The organism is Pseudomonas helleri (genome assembly GCF_009600315.1).
In the GTDB taxonomy this organism is placed as follows: Bacteria; Pseudomonadota; Gammaproteobacteria; order Pseudomonadales; family Pseudomonadaceae; genus Aquipseudomonas; species Aquipseudomonas helleri_A.
Genome location: NZ_WIWC01000017.1, coordinates 57,201 through 75,989 on the forward strand (window position 1 = coordinate 57,201; position 18,789 = coordinate 75,989).

An 18,789-nucleotide genomic window follows, 5' to 3' on the forward strand; every position below is an offset into this window, starting at 1 on the left:
AGGTTTGCAACCATGCGCTATATCAGCACCCGTGGCCAGGCACCGGCCCTGAATTTTGAAGATGTATTGCTGGCCGGTCTGGCCACCGATGGCGGTTTGTATGTGCCGGAAAACCTGCCGCGCTTTACTCAGGAAGAAATCGCCTCCTGGGCTGGGCTGCCGTATCACGAGCTGGCGTTCCGGGTTATGCGCCCGTTTGTAACCGGCAGCATTCCTGACGCAGACTTTAAAAAAATTCTGGAAGAGACCTACGGCGTTTTCTCCCACGCAGCCGTTGCCCCGTTGCGCCAGTTGAATGGCAATGAATGGGTCCTGGAGCTGTTTCACGGGCCTACCTTGGCATTCAAGGATTTTGCCCTGCAACTGCTCGGTCGTTTGCTCGACTACGTGCTGGAGAAGCGCGGTGAGCGCGTTGTGATTGTCGGTGCGACTTCCGGCGATACCGGCTCTGCAGCGATTGAAGGCTGCAAGCACTGCGAAAACGTCGATATTTTCATCCTGCACCCCAACAACCGGGTGTCGGAAGTACAGCGTCGTCAAATGACCACGCTGTTCGGCGAAAACATCCATAACATCGCCATCGAAGGCAACTTCGATGACTGCCAGGAAATGGTCAAGGCCAGCTTTGCCGATCAAGGTTTCCTCAAGGGCACACGGTTGGTGGCGGTCAACTCGATCAACTGGGCGCGCATCATGGCTCAGATCGTTTACTACTTCCACGCAGCCCTGCAGCTGGGCGGGCCGCATCGTTCGGTATCGTTCTCGGTGCCAACCGGCAACTTTGGCGACATTTTCGCTGGGTATCTGGCGCGCAACATGGGCCTGCCGATCAATCAGTTGATCGTGGCCACTAACCGTAATGACATCCTGCACCGTTTCATGAGCGGCAATCAGTACGCCAAAGAGACCTTGCATGCCACGCTGTCGCCGTCGATGGACATCATGGTGTCCTCGAACTTTGAACGCTTGCTGTTCGATCTTCACGGCCGCAATGGCGCTGCCGTTGCCGGTTTGATGGACACCTTCAAGAAAACCGGCCACTTCAGCGTTGAAGACGACCGTTGGACTGAAGCCCGTCGTTTGTTCGACTCGCTGGCGGTGGATGACGAGCAAACCTGCGAAACCATTGCTCAGGTATTTGCTGAAACAGGCGAAGTGCTGGACCCGCATACCGCGATCGGTGTCAAAGCTGCACGCGAGTGCCGTCGTAGCCTGGATATTCCGATGGTGATTCTGGGAACGGCTCACCCGGTCAAGTTTCCGGAAGCGGTCGAGAAGGCAGGTGTAGGAAAGGCGCTTGAACTGCCCGTACACCTTTCTGATCTGTTTGATCGCGAAGAACGTTACACCGTTTTGGACAATGACTTGAACGCCGTACAGGCCTTTGTCAGCCAGCATGGCAATCGTGGAAAAGCGCTTTAAAAGCATTTCTCCTACGTAATGTGAAGCCCGTCATCTGACGGGCTTTTTTGTACGTGCATGGCAAACTTGCCCCGTTTTCGCCTCTGAATGCTGGCGAGTGGTCGGTCAAGGAGGCTGCCATGTCACGATCTTGTCGCGAGCTGAAGGATTGGTGTCTTAGCGTGTTGTTCGTCTCGCTGGCATCGTTAGGCTCAGTTGCCCATGCTGCGCAAGCAATGCCTTTGCAACTTCCCCAAAGCTTTATTTCTCCCAAAACATTTGCCTTTGATCGTGCTCAACAGCAATGGCTGGCGCAGCGTGGCCCTTTGCGCGTGGGGGTCTACGTGGGTGACTATGCGCCGCTGGACATTGCTGGAGACCGCAAAAGCTATCAGGGCATCAGTGCCGACTACTTGGGCCTCGTTCGAGATACGCTCGGGGTCAATGTGAGTGTTTCAGGCTTTCGTAAGCGCGATCAGGCCGTAGCCGCCTTGCTCTCGGGCAAGATCGATCTGTTAACCAGTGCCGGAAGCTACGAACGCGGGGTCGAAGGGCTTATTTTTTCAGCGGACTATATGGCTGATCGCTCAGTGGTGGTTGAGCGAGGCAGTGATGTGAGTCGCAAGGAGAATTGGGACCGAAAAAAAATAGGGTTTCTGGAGGGCCATGTCGACAGTCTGGTTGCCCATGCGTTTTACCCGAAAAGCCATATTATTTTCATGCCCGATTTAAGTAGTGCGCTGGAAGCCCTTGCAGAGGGTGAAGTTGATGCATTAGTCGGTAATGAGGTGGTTGTACGGTCTTTCAAAACCTTGAGGCCAAACTCGGGGCTACGCATTGTCGGGGAGAGCAATCTGCCCGCATCGGGCTTTGCCTTTGCTACTCGGCGTGAGGACGTGCAATTGCTCAGTCTGATTGATCGTGTCTTGAGCAATCTGGATACCGGCCTGACACAAGTGATTCACGCGCGCTGGACCACCGGGTTGGGTGGGGGCATTGGTCACAAGCAAATCGAGCTGTCATCCAGAGAGCGTGACTGGATCAGACAAAACCCTGTCGTCACCGTCGCTTCTCAGCAATACCCGCTTTATACGTTCAAAACCGGGGATGAACGGTGGGTGGGCTTGAGTCAGGACATCCTCTTTCGCATCTCGCGCATGACCGGTCTGGAGTTTGTGCACCGAGAGAGTTTGTCTACGGCACACACTCTGGAGCTGCTTCAAAGTGGCCAAGCCCATATGAATACGACGTTGACCGAGAGTGTGGAGCGTAAAGCCTTCTTGAACTTTACCTACTCGTTTGGCGGTGCGCCTTGGGTCTTTGTTGTGCGCATCAATGACTCCCGGCTGGGTTCATTATCTCAACTGGCAGGCCAGGTGCTGGTGCTTCCAGCGCGTCATGCGTTAGTGCCGATGATTCGTAGTGAGCATCCGCACATAAAATTAAAGCTGGTAGAAAACTATGCCCAGGCCCGCCATCTGGTTGAGCGGGGTGATGCGCTAGCCACGATTCAGAATGAAACTCAGGCTTATCTTTATCCCCCAGGGCGTTTGAAAGTAGGCCGAAGTGTAGAGGGGCGGTGGTCCGCTGACAGTTTTGCGGTCTCGGCCCGACACCCGGAGTTACGCGACATACTCAACAAGGGGCTTGAAGCTTTGCCCATGGCTGAAGTGCGTGCCTTGCGCGTCAAGTGGCTGGGCGGGGTTGGCATTACACCGGTCATTGCGTCCGGTGATGAGACGTCACCGTGGGTGTTTTGGCTATCGGTTGTAGGGATATCTTTAAGCGTAATCTGTGCTTTTTGGTATTGGCATCTGATTAAGCAGCTGCGAATCATCCGTTTAGCCTTTGATCGTTTGCAAGAACGTCAGGCGTCACAGCAACGTTATTTTGATGCCGTGCCCAATCCAATTTTTATAAGAGGGCTGAAGGGCGAAATCATTGCCTGTAATCGTGCCTACAGTGAATGTTTTGCGACTCCGGATGAACTCATGAATGGGCAACGGATCACAGAAGTGGACATGTACACCGCCGAAGTGGGCGAGCATTTTCACGCTGAACTGATGCACGTGCTTGAGAGCCGAAAACCGCTGTATGAAAAGCGTCGAATTACATTCAAAAAACACAGTGTTGAGATTTATCGCTGGATTGTTCCTGTCTATTCGGAATCTGGCCAATTAGAAGGTGCCATGGGAGGGTGGTTCGATATTTCCGGACCCAAAGCGTGGGAGTGATGGGTTCGACTTAGCTTATTGTTGAAGTGTCCTACCGAAATTTAGGAATTATCCTATGTTGGTTTTCTTTCAACCCCTCTAGAGTCATTTTCCCGCGCCAAGTACGCGTTATGTTCCAAAGGTCCGTGATGCGTTCTCTTAAAGTTTTGATACTCGAAGACAACCCTTTTCAACTGATGGTGCTGCACCAAATGTTGAATGCCTTTCATATTTTTGATGTGCTGGCTGCCGAAGACATCGAGTCTGCCCGTTCCTCAATTGCCAAGCGCGGGATCATAGATGTGGCTATTTGTGATCTGTATCTGGACGGTGCCAGCGGTTTGGAGTTGATTCGCGAAATGGCCATCAACCATGAGGCGCGCGCGTTGATTATTCTTAGCTGCGCCGCGCCTGAAGTCATGGAGCGTGCGGTTCATGCTGCGCGCGCGGAAGGGCTCAGGGTCTTGGGCTGTTTGTCCAAACCGGTGACAGTCGGTCACTTGGGGCGATTGTTGGCCTCGTACGAGCAACCAGGCATCACTGAGTAGGCTGAGCGTCCAAATTGATTACGTATCACGGGGAACCTTTGATGGCGTCTGCGTGTCAGATTTTTCATCAACAGGATCATGCATTTTGCTCCGATGCTTGTAGCCTGTTGAGCAGGTCATCAGACCCTGTTAAGCCCCGAGTTGTCTCCCCACTGCTCGGGGCTTTTTTTGCGTTTTTTTTGTCAGTGCTCAGTGGGCGGGTCTGCCACGACTGGGCCCGGTTCCGGGTACTCCCCGGCTTGACCGGGAGCAAACCATTGAGCTGTTGACGAATTCAGGGCGTTATCGCCCAGATTGGCCAATACGGTGTTAATCGCGTGAATGGCTTCGCGGCCTTGCGCAGTGTCCGAACAACCAATAAAGATCAGTTGATAGAGTGGCGCCCCCTTCACAGGGTAAAAAATCAATGCGTCCTTTGGCAGACCGACCTGGCTGGCTTTGGACTGGATTTCCGGCCAGTACCCCAGAACGGCTTGCACTCTCCCGGCACTTTGCATCTGCAACAAACTACCGAGTGGATCGCTGCCGTAATGGGTAAAGAGTTGTTCCTGCGGGCCATGTGACACTTGTTCATCAATCCATTCGCCATAACTGCGCTGGGCAATCACCCCGAGCTTTACCGTCCTGGCTTTGAGCATGGCCAGCAGGTCCAACGTTTGGTCATGGATAAAAGGCTCCAGCAGTGGCTGGTTTTCGCGGCGGATGGCGAGGACGTTGCTGTGCAGACCGATAATGGGCGTGGAGTACGTTATCGAGTTGGCGCGTGCCGCACTCCATAACAACGTGGGGTCGCAGGCCAGCGGCTGGTCCTTGAGCATCTGAATGGCACGTGCCTTGTTCACCCGTAAGATAACGTGTTGATAGTTCGGCATGCTGGCGATCAGCACAGGCATCAGTTGATCAATCATGCCTTGCCCTTTTTTCGGCCCATCAAACACCGTCAGGGGTGCAAGGTCGCGCAGTAGCCAAATGAGTTTCTCAGAGCCCCGGCTTTCGGGCGCGAAGATAAGCAGTGCAGGCATGATAAGCCCCGCCCATAGGCCAAGCCGGTTCCAGGTCTTAGCCATTGGCTGTTTCCTTCAAGCCCTTCAACATGCGGCTCAAATAGCGCCTGTGAGCTTCAGGTGGGCAATGGCGCTGGCGTCGAAGCCTAAATCACTCAGGATTTCGTGAGTGTGAGCCCCCAACTCGGGGCCGACCCACTCGGCAGAGCCTGGGGTGTCGGACAACTTTGGCACGATGCCGGGCATTTTGAACGCTTTGCCGTCAGGTAATTTGGCCTGTAAAAACATCTCGCGTGCCAGGAATTGCGGGTCACTGAACATGTCTTCGGCCGAAAAGATCCGGCTGGCGGGTACTTGGGCAGCACTCAATTGCTCAAGTACGCGCTCCAGCGACTGGCTGGCCACCCAACGATCAATGACACCGTACAATTCGTCACGGCGCTCGTCGCGTCCGTCATTGCTGGTTAATTGAGGATCATTGGCCAGATCCTCACGTCCGATGATCAGCATGAAGCGCTTGAAGATGGCGTCACCATTGGCGCCAATCTGGACATGCTTGCCGTCCTGGCTCGTATGAATCGAGGAGGGCGTGATACCCGGCATGATGTTGCCGGTGCGTTCCCGGATAAATCCGAACACATCGAACTCGGGCACCATACTTTCCATCATGGCAAAAATGGCTTCATACAGCGCTACGTCGACGACCTGGCCTTTTCCGCCATTGACCTCACGGTGCCGCAAGGCCATCAGCGCGCCAATCACTCCCCACAGCGCTGCAATTGAGTCACCAATCGAAATACCTGTACGTACGGGAGGCCGATCTTCAAAACCCGTGATGTATCGCAACCCGCCCATTGACTCACCTACGGCGCCAAATCCCGGTTGATCTTTCATCGGGCCGGTCTGGCCGAAACCGGAAAGCCGCACCATTACCAATTTGGGGTTCAAAGCCTGCAGTACGTCCCAGCCCAGACCGAGTTTCTCCAATACTCCGGGGCGAAAGTTTTCGATCAGGATGTCGGCGTCAGCCAGCAACGCTTTAAGAATACTCAGGCCCTCGGGGTGTTTGAGGTTCAGGGTCAGGGACTTTTTGTTGCGTGCCTGAACAAACCACCAGAGAGAGGTGCCCTCATACAACTTGCGCCATTTGCGCAGCGGGTCGCCGCCATCCGGGGATTCAACCTTGATCACCTGGGCCCCGAATTCAGCGCAGATCCGCGCGGCAAAAGGGCCTGCGATCAGCGTTCCCAATTCAACGACTTTGAGACCTGAAAGGGGTTTGCTGGCAAGTGGCATGGGGAATCCTTATCCGGGAGGCGAGCGAGTACAGCCTTTTAACATAGTGGCGGCACAATTTCTGTAACCGCCAGAGGATCGCCGGATATGTTCGGCGCTGGACGGTGTATCGGTTAGACTTGGCGCCTTTCTCCGTATCAAGAAGCCCGTTCATGGCCCAGCCGTCCACGACCTACAAGTTTGAACTCAATCTCACCGATCTCGACCGCAATGTATATGAAAGCGTAAAGCAGACCATTGCCCGTCACCCTTCGGAAACGGAAGAGCGCATGACCGTGCGCCTTCTGGCGTATGCCCTGTGGTACAACGAACAGCTGTCTTTTGGCCGTGGTCTCTCGGATGTCGACGAGCCTGCGCTGTGGGAAAAAAGTCTGGATGACCGTGTTCTGCACTGGATCGAAGTCGGCCAGCCCGATGCCGACCGCCTGACCTGGTGCTCGCGCCGTACCGAGCGCACCAGCCTGCTGGCCTACGGCAGCCTGCGTGTGTGGGAAGGCAAGGTGATCCCGGCGATCAAAAACCTGAAAAACGTCAACATCGCTGCCGTCCCGCAAGAGATTCTTGAGGTGCTGGCCAAAGACATGCCTCGCGTTATCAAGTGGGACGTGATGATCAGTGAAGGCACGATTTTCGTGACCGATGATCGCGGCCAGCACGAAGTGCAGTTGCAGTGGTTGCAAGGCGACCGCGGTTAATTAGCCTCCTTTTTATAACGTCATAGAGAAACGCCACCCGCTTATGCGTATCGAATCCCGTCCATTGCCTGAAACCCTGCCTTTTTTGGGCGAAATGCCGACTTTACTGACGCGTCTTTACGCGGCGCGGGGGGTGCAGTCGCAAGCTGAACTGGACAAGAGCCTGGCGCGGTTGATCCCGTATCAGCAACTCAAGGGTATCGACGCCGCAGTGGATTTGCTGGTGGTGGCACTCGAAAAGCGCCAGCGCATTCTGATCGTCGGCGACTTTGACGCCGATGGTGCGACGGCCAGTACGGTTGGCATGCTGGGTTTGCGTTTGCTGGGCGCAGCCCATGTCGATTATCTGGTGCCGAACCGGTTTGAGTACGGCTATGGCTTAACACCGGAAATCGTTGAAGTGGCGCTGACTCGCACGCCTCAGTTATTGATCACGGTGGACAACGGCATTTCCAGTGTCGAAGGCGTCGCGGCGGCGAAAAAAGCTGGCCTGAGTGTATTGGTCACCGACCACCACTTACCGGGCAATGAGTTGCCCGCAGCGGATGCCATCGTCAATCCCAACCAACCGGGTTGTGAGTTTCCGAGTAAGGCGCTGGCCGGGGTCGGGGTGATTTTCTATGTGCTGATTGCCTTGCGTGCGCGTTTGAACAGCCTGGGTTGGTATCAAAACAGCAAGGCCCCCAATATTGCCGAGTTGCTCGATCTGGTCGCTTTGGGCAGCGTGGCTGACGTGGTGCCGCTGGATGCCAATAACCGGATTCTGGTGCATCAAGGCCTTGAGCGCATACGCGCCGGGCGTGCGCGACCGGGGTTAAAGGCCATTTTGGAAGTGGCCAAGCGCGATCATTCGCGTATTACCTCCACAGACCTGGGTTTTATTCTCGGCCCACGCCTCAATGCCGCCGGTCGCCTCGATGACATGAGTTTAGGCATTGAATGCCTGCTCACGGATGACGCTAATGCGGCGCGGGAAATGGCCGTGCAACTGGATGAAATGAACCAGGATCGTAAGTCCATCGAGCAAGGCATGCAGCGTGAAGCGCTGGCCCAGCTCAAGGAACTGCCGGTCGACAGCCTGCCATTTGGTTTGTGCCTGTTTGATCCGGAGTGGCACCAAGGTGTGATCGGTATTCTGGCGTCGCGCCTTAAAGAGCGCTATTTCCGTCCCACATTTGCGTTTGCCGATGCGGGAGACGGTTTGCTTAAAGGCTCGGGACGTTCGGTGCCGGGGTTTCACATTCGTGATGCGCTGAGCGTGGTGGCGGCACAACACCCTGATTTGATCGCCAAGTACGGGGGGCATGCGATGGCGGCGGGCTTGACCCTGCCAGCGGCCAATTTTGAGGTGTTTTCACAGGCGTTTGATGAAGAAGTCCGTCGCCAACTGCGTGAAGAAGATCTGACAGGGCGCTTGCTCTCGGACGGTAGTCTGGCCGTCGAGGAATTCCACCTTGAGCTGGCGCGTGCCCTGCGTAATGCCGGACCTTGGGGGCAACACTTTCCAGAGCCGCTGTTTCACGGGGTGTTCCAGCTTGTAGAGCAACGCGTCGTAGGAGAGCGGCACTTGAAAGTCGTTCTTAAAACTGAATGTGGCAGCGTCAAGCTGGACGGTATCGCCTTCGGTATTGACCGCGAAGTGTGGCCCAATCCGACCATCCGCTGGGTAGAACTGGCGTACAAACTCGATCTCAATGAGTTTCGCGGCAACGAAACCGTGCAGTTGATGATTGCCCACATTGAACCGCGCTGACTAAACCTCTCTGTCGATTCTGTAGTCGCTGACGAGGAACGACGGCTGCGATCGGCGGCAAGGCCGCCGTAAAACCTGACGCACCGAGGTGTGCCTGTTTTCGCATTCGCTTTGCGCCCTATCGCAGCCTTCGTCAGCGACTACAGATCGATGCCCAGGAACTGTTCAATAACCTTTGCTTTCAACTGTCGTGCACTGGTCGTGCATCTCTCTTAATTTGAACCCCACCTCTTTCAGCGTTGTCGACTAGGCTTGTAGGAAATGCTTAATGCCTGGAGCCTACCCACTGCAATGAGAGGTGACCCATGAGTCTGCTGCTCGAACCTTACACCCTGCGCCAACTGACCCTTATTAACCGCATTGCGGTTTCCCCCATGTGCCAGTATTCCAGTGTTGATGGGCTGGCCAATGACTGGCATCTGGTTCACCTTGGCAGCCGTGCGGTGGGCGGCGCCGGTCTGGTCTTTACCGAAGCCACTGCTGTCACACCGGACGGGCGCATCACTGCCCAGGACCTTGGGTTGTGGCACGACGATCAAATCGAACCGTTACAGCGCATCACCCGTTTTATCCGGGCTCAAGGTGCTGTGGCGGGTATTCAGCTTGCCCATGCCGGGCGCAAGGCCAGCACTTATCGCCCTTGGCTGGGCAAACATGGCAGCGTCAAGACAGAGGAAGGCGGTTGGATACCTGTTGGGCCTTCTCCGATTGCATTCGACCCTCGCCATACGGTGCCCACGCAGTTGGATGAATCCCAGATCAATGACCTTGTTCAGGCCTTTGCCGACGCTGCCAAGCGGGCGCTTGAGGCTGGATTCTCAGTGGTTGAGGTGCACGCGGCTCACGGCTATCTGTTGCATCAGTTCCTGTCGCCCCTGAGTAATCAGCGACGTGATCAATATGGTGGCTCTTTCGAAAACCGTATCCGACTGGTGCTGCAAGTCACCGAGGCTGTGCGCGGCGTGTGGCCCGAAACACTGCCTGTGTTCGTGCGCGTTTCAGCAACCGACTGGGTGGAAGACGGCTGGAATCCTGATGAAACCGTCGAGCTGGCGCGCCGCTTGAAAGCTTTGGGGGTTGACCTGATCGATGTGTCTTCGGGCGGTACGGCGGCCAATGCCGAAATTCCTGTCGGGCCGGGCTATCAAACTCGATTTGCCGAACGCGTGCGCAAAGAGTCAGGCATTGCGACGGGTACAGTCGGCATGATCACCGAGCCTGCACAGGCCGAGCATATTCTGCGTACCGGTCAGGCTGACTTGATTTTGCTGGCGCGCGAACTGTTGCGTGATCCGTATTGGCCATTGCACGCAGATGATGACCTTGGCGGCCGACAAGCCATTTGGCCCGCCCAATACCAGCGGGCAACCCATCGCGATCAGCCGATTCATGAGTCTGATTTGCGCGATTGAAACACCGTGCGGTCCCCCTTCACCCCTGAAGCAAGAGGCTCATCATGAACACCATTGGATTGCTCGAACAGCTGCTCAAGTCTGGTCAGCAAATGATGCAGAACAAGACCGGCGCTCAAGGCAGCGCGCAAGGTTCTACGGGTACAGGAGGCCTGGGGGGGCTGGGTGGTTTAGGCGATTTGCTGGGCGGTGCCGGTGGGGCCGGCCGTTCTGCAGGCGCTGGAGGATTGGGCGGGTTGCTCTCGGGCGCCGGGGGCGGCGCCATGGTTGCCAGCGTTCTGGGCATGTTGCTGGGTCGCAAAGGCGGGAGTGGTCAGGCATTAACCTATGGCGGGTTGGCCGCCTTGGGCTCGCTGGCCTACAAGGCCTACACCAATTGGCAAGCGAACCAGGCGGCGGCCCCCCAGACGCAGCCGCAAACCCTTGACCGCCTGACGGCACCGCAACAAGTTGAGGAACACACGCTGGCCATTCTCACCGCCATGATTGCGGCCGCCAAGGCGGATGGCCAAATCGATGACCGGGAGCATCAGTTGATCAGTGGCGAGCTGAACAAGCAGGGCGGCGACCCAGCTATCAAGCAGTGGCTTGAGCAGGAGCTGAACTCGCCATTGGATGCAGCAAAGGTTGCAGCCTATGCGGCAACTCCTGAAATGGCGGCCGAAATGTACCTTGCCAGTGTGTTGGTGGTTGATGACGAACATCCACAGGAACGTGATTATCTGGACCTATTGGCAGCGCACTTGAAACTCGACCCGGACTTGCAGGTCGAGCTTGAGGCGCAGGTCAGAAAATCTGCCGCGGGTTAAAGCAGTAGTTGTTGACGCGTTGTGAGGCTGCGATCGGTTGTGTAACGACCTTGGGCTCATCCCATGTGATGCGTCTGGTACAGCGCGTTGCATGGGTTTACGACGGACTTCGCCGCCGATCGCAGCCTTCGTTCCTCGTCAGCGACTACGAGGGGAATTGTATGTAGGTTTTTTTGCTTAACGCTGTGAGATTGGTCTCAGAGTTCATGCGATTCATCGATTACCCTCGGCTATACTTGCCATCATTTAAATGGCCCCCCGAGGATAGACTGTGAAGAACTGGACGTTGCGCCAACGCATTTTGGCGAGCTTTGCGGTGATCATTGCCATTATGTTGTTGATGGTTGTGGCGTCTTACTCACGTTTACTGTCAATTCAGACCAGCGAAGAAACGGTACGCAATGATTCGATCCCCGGGGTTTACTACAGTTCGATGGTTCGCAGTGCCTGGGTGGACAGTTTTGTCCTCACCCTGCAATTGGTCGGCTCGTCCACTCAACGAGATCTGACCAGTGAAGATCGAAAGCTGTACGCCAGTTATGAAGAACGTCTGAATCGCGAGCTGGAAAACTACCGAGGCACCATCTTCGATAATCAGGATCGGGCCGAATTCGATGAGTTTGAGCGGCTGCACCAGATGTACGGGAAAACGTTGGCCCAAGTCCTCCAGTTATACGAGAACAAGGAATTTGAACAGGCTGAAGCGCTGGTCAGTGAACAGTTGGCACCGGTATGGGCCAGTGGCCGCAAACAACTCAACACGCTGATTGACAGCAATCGGTCTTCAGCCACCACCGCGAGCGAAAACATCGCTCAAGCCGTGACCGCCGCGAAGGTCAGCATGCTGATTTCGTTGGCAATCGCTGTTCTGGCGGCAGCGCTGTGCGGCTTCCTGTTGCTGCAAGCCATCATGTCGCCCACGAAACGCATCGTGGCGATTCTTGAAGTCATGCGCTCCGGTGATCTGAGATCACGTTTGAACCTGGAGCGAAAAGACGAATTCGGCGCCGTAGAAACCGGCTTCAACGACATGATGACCGAGCTCACCGCCTTGGTCTCCCAAGCCCAGCGCTCCTCGGTACAGGTCACGACCTCAGTCACCGAAATTGCCGCCACCTCCAAGCAGCAACAAGCCACCGCGACCGAAACAGCTGCCACCACCACTGAAATTGGCGCCACCTCACGGGAAATTGCCGCCACGTCTCGCGACCTGGTACGCACCATGACCGAAGTCACCTCGGCCGCTGATCAGGCTTCAATTTTGGCGGGTTCCGGGCAACAAGGTTTGGCCCGCATGGAAGAAACCATGCATTCGGTCATGGGCGCTGCTGATCTTGTCAACGCCAAGCTGGCGATTCTGAATGAGAAGGCCGGGAACATTAATCAGGTGGTGGTGACCATCGTTAAAGTGGCGGATCAGACCAACCTGTTGTCGCTCAATGCCGCTATCGAGGCAGAAAAAGCTGGCGAATACGGTCGTGGTTTCGCCGTGGTAGCGACCGAAGTTCGACGCTTGGCCGATCAGACCGCCGTGGCGACCTACGACATTGAACAAATGGTGCGTGAAATCCAGTCCGCCGTGTCGGCGAGCGTCATGGGCATGGACAAGTTTTCGGAAGAAGTCCGCCGGGGCATGTTCGAAGTGACACAAGTCGGCGAGCAATTATCGCAAATCATCCATCAGGTTCAGGCCCTCGCACCGCGCGTGTTGATGGTCAATGAAGGCATGCAGGCCCAGGCGACCGGCGCTGAACAAATCAATCTTGCATTGGTGCAACTAGGGGATGCCAGCAGCCAGACCGTTGAGTCCTTGCGTCAGGCCAGCTTTGCGATTGACGAACTCAGTCAGGTTGCGGTGGGACTGCGCAGCGGCGTTTCGCGATTCAAAGTCTGATGAGCGAACCTCTCGCTAAACCCGCAGTTGGGACAGCGTTGAAAAAACGTCTGTTTCTGGTGTTTTACATCGGCGACGAACGTTTTGCCTTGCCGGCCACGGATGTGGTGGAAGTGCTGCCGCGTTTACCGCTCAAACCGGTGGCTCACACGCCCATCTGGGTGGCCGGGGTTTTTTCGCACCGAGGGCAAATGGTGCCGGTGATCGATATCAGTGCCATGACCTTTGGTCAGGCTTCGGTGGCGCGAACCAGCACCCGGCTGGTGCTGGTCAATTATCGGGGGCACGTGCTCGGACTTATGCTCGAACAGGCCAGCGATACGGTGCGCTGTGACCCGGCGGAGTTTCAGCCTTATGGCGTGGATAACCATGACGCGCCCTATCTAGGCCCAGTGCGCAAAGATCATCTTGGCTTGCTGCAATGGCTCAGTGTCGATGACTTGCTGAGCCCGGCCGAGTCGGCGTTGTTGTTCGCCAACGGCCCCGATGATGTCGACGCGCAGGTGCTCGCATGAGCAGCGATCAACGATTTTTTGATTACCTGAAAAGGCGCATCGGGCTGGACGTGGCGTCCGTTGGCCCGGCCATTATCGAGCGCGCGGTGCGCCAGCGCTGCACGGCGCTGAAAGTCGCCGATAACGACCTGTACTGGCAGCATTTGATCAGTTCTGAAGACGAGCAACAGGCGCTGATCGAATCCGTTATCGTGCCTGAAACCTGGTTTTTTCGTTACCCGGAGTCGTTTGCCACACTGGGGCGGCTGGCCACCAAACGTCTGGCTGAAATAGGTAGCCGTCGCACCCTGCGTATTTTGAGTTTGCCGTGTTCGACGGGCGAAGAGCCGTACTCGATTGTCATGGCGTTGTTGGATGCTGGCTTATCTGCCCATCAGTTCAGTGTTCAGGCGCTGGATGTCAGCCCTTACTCCGTGCAAAAGGCGCAACGTGCCCAGTACGGAAAAAATTCATTTCGCGGCCAACTGATTGATTTTCGTGAGCGCTATTTCAGCGCCGACGAGGACGGTTATCGCGTGTCTGGCCGCGTGTGTGATCAAGTCACTTTCAACGTGGGTAACTTGCTGGACCCCGCGATTCTGGGCAGTCATCTGCCCTATGACTTTGTATTCTGCCGCAACCTGCTGATTTATTTTGACCTCAAGACCCAGCAGCAGGCACTGGACGTGCTCAAGCGTCTGACCCGGGAAGATGGCGTTTTATTTATTGGCCCGGCAGAAGGCAGTCTATTGGGCCGTCTGGGGATGCGTTCGATTGGCGCGCCACAGTCGTTTGCTTTTTCTCACAACCGGGAGCCCGAGCCAGCTCCGCTTCCAGTGGCCAAACCCGCTGTGCGTAAGGTGCCTTCGCTGGCGGCTGTAGCACCTCGGGCCTATGTGTCGCGTGCCCAAGCCCCGGTCGAACAAGCCCCACAAGCCAAGGCTGAAGGGCTGAACTCACAGTTGCAGCACATCGCCACCTTGGCCAATGAAGGCAAAAGCACGGAGGCGCGGGTGGCCTGTGAGCAATTTTTGAAACATCACGGGCCTCACGCACAGGCATTTTATTGGCTGGGCTTGCTCAGTGACGTCGAAGGGCAGGCGGCTCAAGCACAAACGTTTTACCGCAAAGCGTTGTATCTGCAGCCCCAGCATTCAGAGGCCTTGGTGCATCTTGCGGCCTTATTGGAATCGCTAGGCGATGCCGCCGGGGCCAAACGTCTGCAAGAGCGTGCTGTGCGCCTTGGGCGATCTGATCAGAGTGAGGGTAAACAATGAGCGCTGTATCAGCCCAGAGTTTGATCCACACAGAAGCGCTCGCCATTGACGACTGCTGGAACCGCATCGGTATCTACGGCGACAAATCCTGTGCGGTATTGCCCGAGCATATTCATTGCCGTAACTGCTCTGTCTACTCGGCTGCCGCGACGCGTTTACTGGATCGCTATTCGTTTGAGCAAGAGCATGTCGAGCAGTACGCCACGCGAGCCGATGAGCGCAAGGTGGCGACGCGCTCGCTGATGATCTTTCGCCTTGGCGACGAGTGGCTGGGGCTGGCCACACGCTGTCTGGATGAAGTGGCGCCGATGCAACCGATTCATTCACTGCCGCACCAGCGTTCGCGTGCCCTGCAAGGCGTCGCCAATGTGCGGGGTGCGCTGGTGCCGTGCTTGTCGCTGATTGAACTGTTGGGCCTGGACCCTACGCTCGCGGGCACACCATCGTTACGGGTCATGCCGCGTATGCTGATCATGGCCGCCCACGGCGGGCCTGTGGTGTTGCCGGTGGATGAAGTGGATGGCATTCATAACATTGAAGAACGCGTGCTCAACGTCGCGTCTGCATCGGGCGAACACGCCAGCGCAAAATACACCCGCGGTGTGTTGCAGTGGAAAACCCGCAGCCTTCGCTGGCTGGATGAAGAACAACTGCTTGGCGCCATTAGCCGGAGCCTGACATGACCCCCGAGCAAATGCGCGATGCCTCGTTGCTTGAACTGTTCAGCCTTGAGGCGGAGGCACAGACTCAAGTACTCAGTGCGGGGTTGATGGCGCTTGAGCGCAACCCGACGCAGGCAGATCAACTGGAAGCCTGCATGCGAGCCGCGCACTCGCTCAAGGGGGCTGCGCGTATCGTGGGTGTCGATGCCGGTGTCAGCGTTTCTCATGTGATGGAAGATTGCCTGGTCAGCGCCCAGGAAGGCCGTTTATACCTGCAACCGGAACACATTGATGCCTTGTTGCAGGGCACTGATCTATTAATGCGCATTGCCACGCCCGGCAGTGCCAACGCCGGCCCACAGGATGTTGACGCCTATGTTGCGTTGATGAACCGGCTGCTGGATCCCAACGCGGTCACTGCACGGGTTGCGCCCCCCGAGTTCGATGTGTCGCAGCTATTGCTGGCGCCGACAGCGGACACGCCCGCGGTTGCGTTTTCCGAGCCGCCTGCGCAACAGCCTGAACCCGCGCCAGCCCCGCGTTCCCAACGCCTGACTGAAAGCGGCGAACGCGTTCTGCGGGTCACCGCGCAACGGCTCAACAGCCTGCTCGATTTGTCCAGCAAGTCATTGGTCGAAACCCAGCGGCTGAAAACCTGGCTGGTCAATTTGCAGCGCCTCAAGCGCCTGCAAGGCAACAGCCTGCGGGCGCTGGACAGCCTGAGTGAACAGCTCAAGGTGGTGGGTCTTAGCCATGAAGCCGAAGAAGCTCTGATTGAAGCGCGGCGGATACTGGCTGATTCACAGCAGCTGTTCAGTGAACAAACCGCTGAACTGGACGAATACAGCTGGCAGGCTGGCCAGCGTGCGCAATTGCTCTACGACACGGCACTGGCGTGTCGCATGCGACCGTTCGCTGATGTGCTGGTGGGGCAGGAGCGCATGGTGCGCGATTTGGGCCGAGCATTGGGCAAGCAGATTCGTCTGGAAATAGAAGGCGAAAAAACTCAGGTTGACCGCGATGTACTGGAAAAACTTGAAGCGCCTTTGACCCATCTCCTGCGCAATGCCGCTGACCACGGCATTGAAACACCCGAACAGCGGCTATTAGCGGGTAAACCTGCTGAAGGTGTGATTCGCCTGCGCATTTCACATCAAGCGGGATTGCTGGTGCTGGACCTGAGTGATGACGGGGCGGGCGTCGACCTTGAGCGTTTGCGCCGTGCCATTGTGGCGCGACAACTGTCGACCGCTGAAACGGTGGCGCAATTAAGCGAAGAAGAATTGCTCAGCTTTCTGTTTTTGCCGGGTTTTAGCCTGCGCGACACCGTCACCGAAGTGTCGGGGCGAGGCGTCGGGCTGGATGCTGTTCAGCATATGGTGCGCTTGCTCCGAGGGGCCATCGTGCTGGAGCAAACTTCGGCACAGGGCAGCCATTTTCATCTGGAAGTGCCGCTGACGTTGTCGGTGGTACGCAGCCTGGTGGTGGAGGTGGCGGATGAAGCCTATGCCTTCCCGTTGGCGCATATCGAGCGCATGTGTGAGCTGCAATCGGATGACATCGTCCAGCTCGAAGGTCGTCAACACTTCTGGTATGAAGGTCGGCACGTAGGTCTGGTGGCTGCCAGTCAATTGCTCCAGCGCCCACCGGCTCAAGGCAATGACGACACCCTCAAGGTCGTAGTGATTCGCGAGCGCGATGCAGTCTACGGTGTGGCTGTCGACCGGTTTATCGGTGAACGCACCCTGGTGGTACTCCCCCTCGATCATCGTCTGGGCAAGGTGCAGGATATTTCGGCCGGAGCATTGCTCGACGATGGTTCTGCGGTATTGATCGTGGATGTCGAAGACATGCTGCGTTCGGTAGACAAATTGCTCAATACGGGACGTCTGGAGCGAATCGATCGACATCATCGACAGGCTGCCGAATTAACGCGCAAGCGCATTCTGGTTGTGGACGACTCCCTGACCGTACGCGAGTTGCAGCGCAAGCTGTTGATCAACCGCGGTTATGACGTGGCGGTGGCCGTGGACGGGATGGACGGTTGGAACGCATTGCGCGCCGAACACTTCGATCTGTTGATTACGGACATCGATATGCCGCGTATGGACGGGATCGAGCTGGTCACTTTGTTGCGCCGTGACAATCGCCTGCAATCGATGCCGGTCATGGTGGTTTCTTACAAAGATCGTGAAGAAGACCGTCGGCGAGGCCTTGATGCTGGAGCCGACTATTATCTAGCCAAAGCCAGTTTCCATGACGATGCGCTGCTCGACGCAGTGGTTGAGCTCATTGGAGGAGCCCAGACATGAGAATCGCCATCGTCAACGACGTGCCCATGGCCGTGGAAGCGTTACGCCGGGCGGTGGCCTATGAGCCGGCCCATGAAATCGTTTGGGTGGCCAGCAATGGGGCAGAGGCCGTTCGGTTGTGTGCTGAAAACATTCCGGATTTGATCTTGATGGACCTGATCATGCCCATCATGGACGGGGTTGAGGCCACGCGCCGGATCATGGCCGAAAGCCCGTGTGCCATTGTGATTGTGACCATTGACCGGCAACAGAATGTGCATCGTGTCTTCGAAGCCATGGGCTATGGTGCGCTGGATGTGGTCGACACACCGGTTTTAGGGGGGAGTAATCCTAAGGAAGCGGCTGCACCCCTGCTGCGCAAAATCCTCAACATTGGCTGGCTGATCGGTCAGAGTGAAAAGCGGGTCAAAACGGTATCTACGCACCCTCGCGTGCCGGGTACTTGCGTAAAGCTAGTCGCTATTGGCTCATCGGCCGGCGGCCCGGCGGCGCTCGAAATCCTGCTTAAAGGTTTACCGAAAGGTTTTAAAGCCGCGATTGTGCTGGTTCAGCATGTCGATCAGGTTTTTGCTGCTGGAATGGCGGAATGGTTAAGCTCCTCGTGCGGCATCAATGTGCGTTTGGCGCGCGATGGGGAAACGCCCCAGCAGGGGGTTGTGCTGTTGGCCGGTACCAACCACCACATACGGTTATTGAAAAACGGGACCTTGGCGTACACCGCAGAGCCGGTTAACGAAATTTATCGACCTTCGATCGATGTGTTTTTTGAAAGTGTTGCCCAGTATTGGAACGGCGAAGCAGTGGGTGTGTTACTGACCGGCATGGGGCGGGACGGGGCACAAGGGCTCAAGCTCATGCGCCAGCAAGGCTTTCTCACCATTGCTCAGGATCAGCAAAGCAGCTCTGTGTATGGCATGCCCAAAGCCGCAGCGGCCATTGATGCTGCAGTAGAAATTCGCCCTTTGGGCAGTATTGCGTCACGCCTGCAGGAGGTATTTGGCAAATGACTGACAAAACTC

General features: G+C 56.4%; 15 protein-coding genes. 13 read left to right on the plus strand and 2 right to left on the minus strand.

The genetic code is table 11. From position 1 onward, the window contains the following. Positions 1–12: 12 nt before the first annotated feature. The 3 genes from thrC to GHN86_RS12445 all read left to right on the plus strand — a co-directional run bounded on the left by thrC (position 13) and on the right by GHN86_RS12445 (position 4,162). A complete protein-coding gene (gene thrC / locus GHN86_RS12435) occupies positions 13–1,422 on the plus strand; it encodes a threonine synthase (protein WP_153379691.1) in 1,410 nt (469 codons plus the stop codon). A gap of 119 nt (positions 1,423–1,541) precedes the next feature. Further along, on the plus strand, positions 1,542–3,635 hold the full coding sequence (locus tag GHN86_RS12440; protein WP_153379689.1) for a transporter substrate-binding domain-containing protein: 2,094 nt from the start codon (positions 1,542–1,544) through the stop codon (positions 3,633–3,635). A 128-nt stretch (positions 3,636–3,763) separates the two neighbouring features. Next, positions 3,764–4,162 (plus strand): response regulator, encoded by a 399-nt coding sequence (locus GHN86_RS12445; RefSeq protein ID WP_153379687.1) that lies wholly within the window; start codon positions 3,764–3,766, stop codon positions 4,160–4,162. Positions 4,163–4,344: 182 nt separating this feature from the next. On the opposite strand, the gene GHN86_RS12450 is transcribed toward GHN86_RS12445, so the two are convergent. Together GHN86_RS12450 and GHN86_RS12455 are read right to left on the minus strand one after the other, a co-directional pair. Continuing rightward, positions 4,345–5,229 (minus strand): TIGR02285 family protein, encoded by an 885-nt coding sequence (locus tag GHN86_RS12450; RefSeq protein WP_153379685.1) that lies wholly within the window; start codon positions 5,227–5,229, stop codon positions 4,345–4,347. A gap of 33 nt (positions 5,230–5,262) precedes the next feature. Then, positions 5,263–6,462: a CaiB/BaiF CoA transferase family protein gene (locus tag GHN86_RS12455; RefSeq protein WP_153386672.1), complete on the minus strand. Its 1,200-nt coding sequence runs from the start codon at positions 6,460–6,462 to the stop codon at positions 5,263–5,265. Positions 6,463–6,614: 152 nt separating this feature from the next. On the opposite strand from GHN86_RS12455, the gene GHN86_RS12460 reads away from it, so the two are divergent. The 10 genes from GHN86_RS12460 to GHN86_RS12505 all read left to right on the plus strand — a co-directional run bounded on the left by GHN86_RS12460 (position 6,615) and on the right by GHN86_RS12505 (position 18,777). Further along, positions 6,615–7,157: a YaeQ family protein gene (locus GHN86_RS12460; RefSeq protein ID WP_122782471.1), complete on the plus strand. Its 543-nt coding sequence runs from the start codon at positions 6,615–6,617 to the stop codon at positions 7,155–7,157. Positions 7,158–7,200: 43 nt separating this feature from the next. Next, positions 7,201–8,910 (plus strand): single-stranded-DNA-specific exonuclease RecJ, encoded by a 1,710-nt coding sequence (gene recJ / locus GHN86_RS12465; protein WP_153379681.1) that lies wholly within the window; start codon positions 7,201–7,203, stop codon positions 8,908–8,910. Between the two features lie 305 nt (positions 8,911–9,215). Then, positions 9,216–10,322, plus strand: a complete 1,107-nt coding sequence (locus GHN86_RS12470; RefSeq protein ID WP_153379679.1) for an NADH:flavin oxidoreductase/NADH oxidase — start codon at positions 9,216–9,218, stop codon at positions 10,320–10,322. A gap of 44 nt (positions 10,323–10,366) precedes the next feature. Continuing rightward, positions 10,367–11,131: a tellurite resistance TerB family protein gene (locus GHN86_RS12475; RefSeq protein WP_153379677.1), complete on the plus strand. Its 765-nt coding sequence runs from the start codon at positions 10,367–10,369 to the stop codon at positions 11,129–11,131. 271 nt (positions 11,132–11,402) lie between these two features. Next, on the plus strand, positions 11,403–13,025 hold the full coding sequence (locus GHN86_RS12480; RefSeq protein WP_323369974.1) for a methyl-accepting chemotaxis protein: 1,623 nt from the start codon (positions 11,403–11,405) through the stop codon (positions 13,023–13,025). Next, the gene (locus tag GHN86_RS12485; RefSeq protein WP_153379675.1) at positions 13,025–13,540 is read left to right on the plus strand and encodes a chemotaxis protein CheW; all 516 of its coding nucleotides are present in this window, start codon (positions 13,025–13,027) and stop codon (positions 13,538–13,540) included. Before GHN86_RS12480 ends, GHN86_RS12485 begins: the two co-directional genes overlap by 1 nt. After that, positions 13,537–14,796, plus strand: a complete 1,260-nt coding sequence (locus GHN86_RS12490) for a CheR family methyltransferase (RefSeq protein ID WP_153379673.1) — start codon at positions 13,537–13,539, stop codon at positions 14,794–14,796. The genes GHN86_RS12485 and GHN86_RS12490 overlap by 4 nt, the downstream gene beginning before the upstream one ends. Beyond that, the gene (locus GHN86_RS12495) at positions 14,793–15,479 is read left to right on the plus strand and encodes a chemotaxis protein CheW (RefSeq protein WP_153379671.1); all 687 of its coding nucleotides are present in this window, start codon (positions 14,793–14,795) and stop codon (positions 15,477–15,479) included. Before GHN86_RS12490 ends, GHN86_RS12495 begins: the two co-directional genes overlap by 4 nt. Further along, positions 15,476–17,770, plus strand: coding sequence for a hybrid sensor histidine kinase/response regulator (locus GHN86_RS12500; protein WP_153379669.1), 2,295 nt, complete (start codon positions 15,476–15,478; stop codon positions 17,768–17,770). The genes GHN86_RS12495 and GHN86_RS12500 overlap by 4 nt, the downstream gene beginning before the upstream one ends. Continuing rightward, positions 17,767–18,777 carry a chemotaxis response regulator protein-glutamate methylesterase gene (locus tag GHN86_RS12505; protein ID WP_153379667.1) on the plus strand — a complete coding sequence of 337 codons (1,011 nt, stop codon included), beginning with the start codon at positions 17,767–17,769 and terminating at the stop codon, positions 18,775–18,777. Before GHN86_RS12500 ends, GHN86_RS12505 begins: the two co-directional genes overlap by 4 nt. Positions 18,778–18,789: the final 12 nt, after the last annotated feature.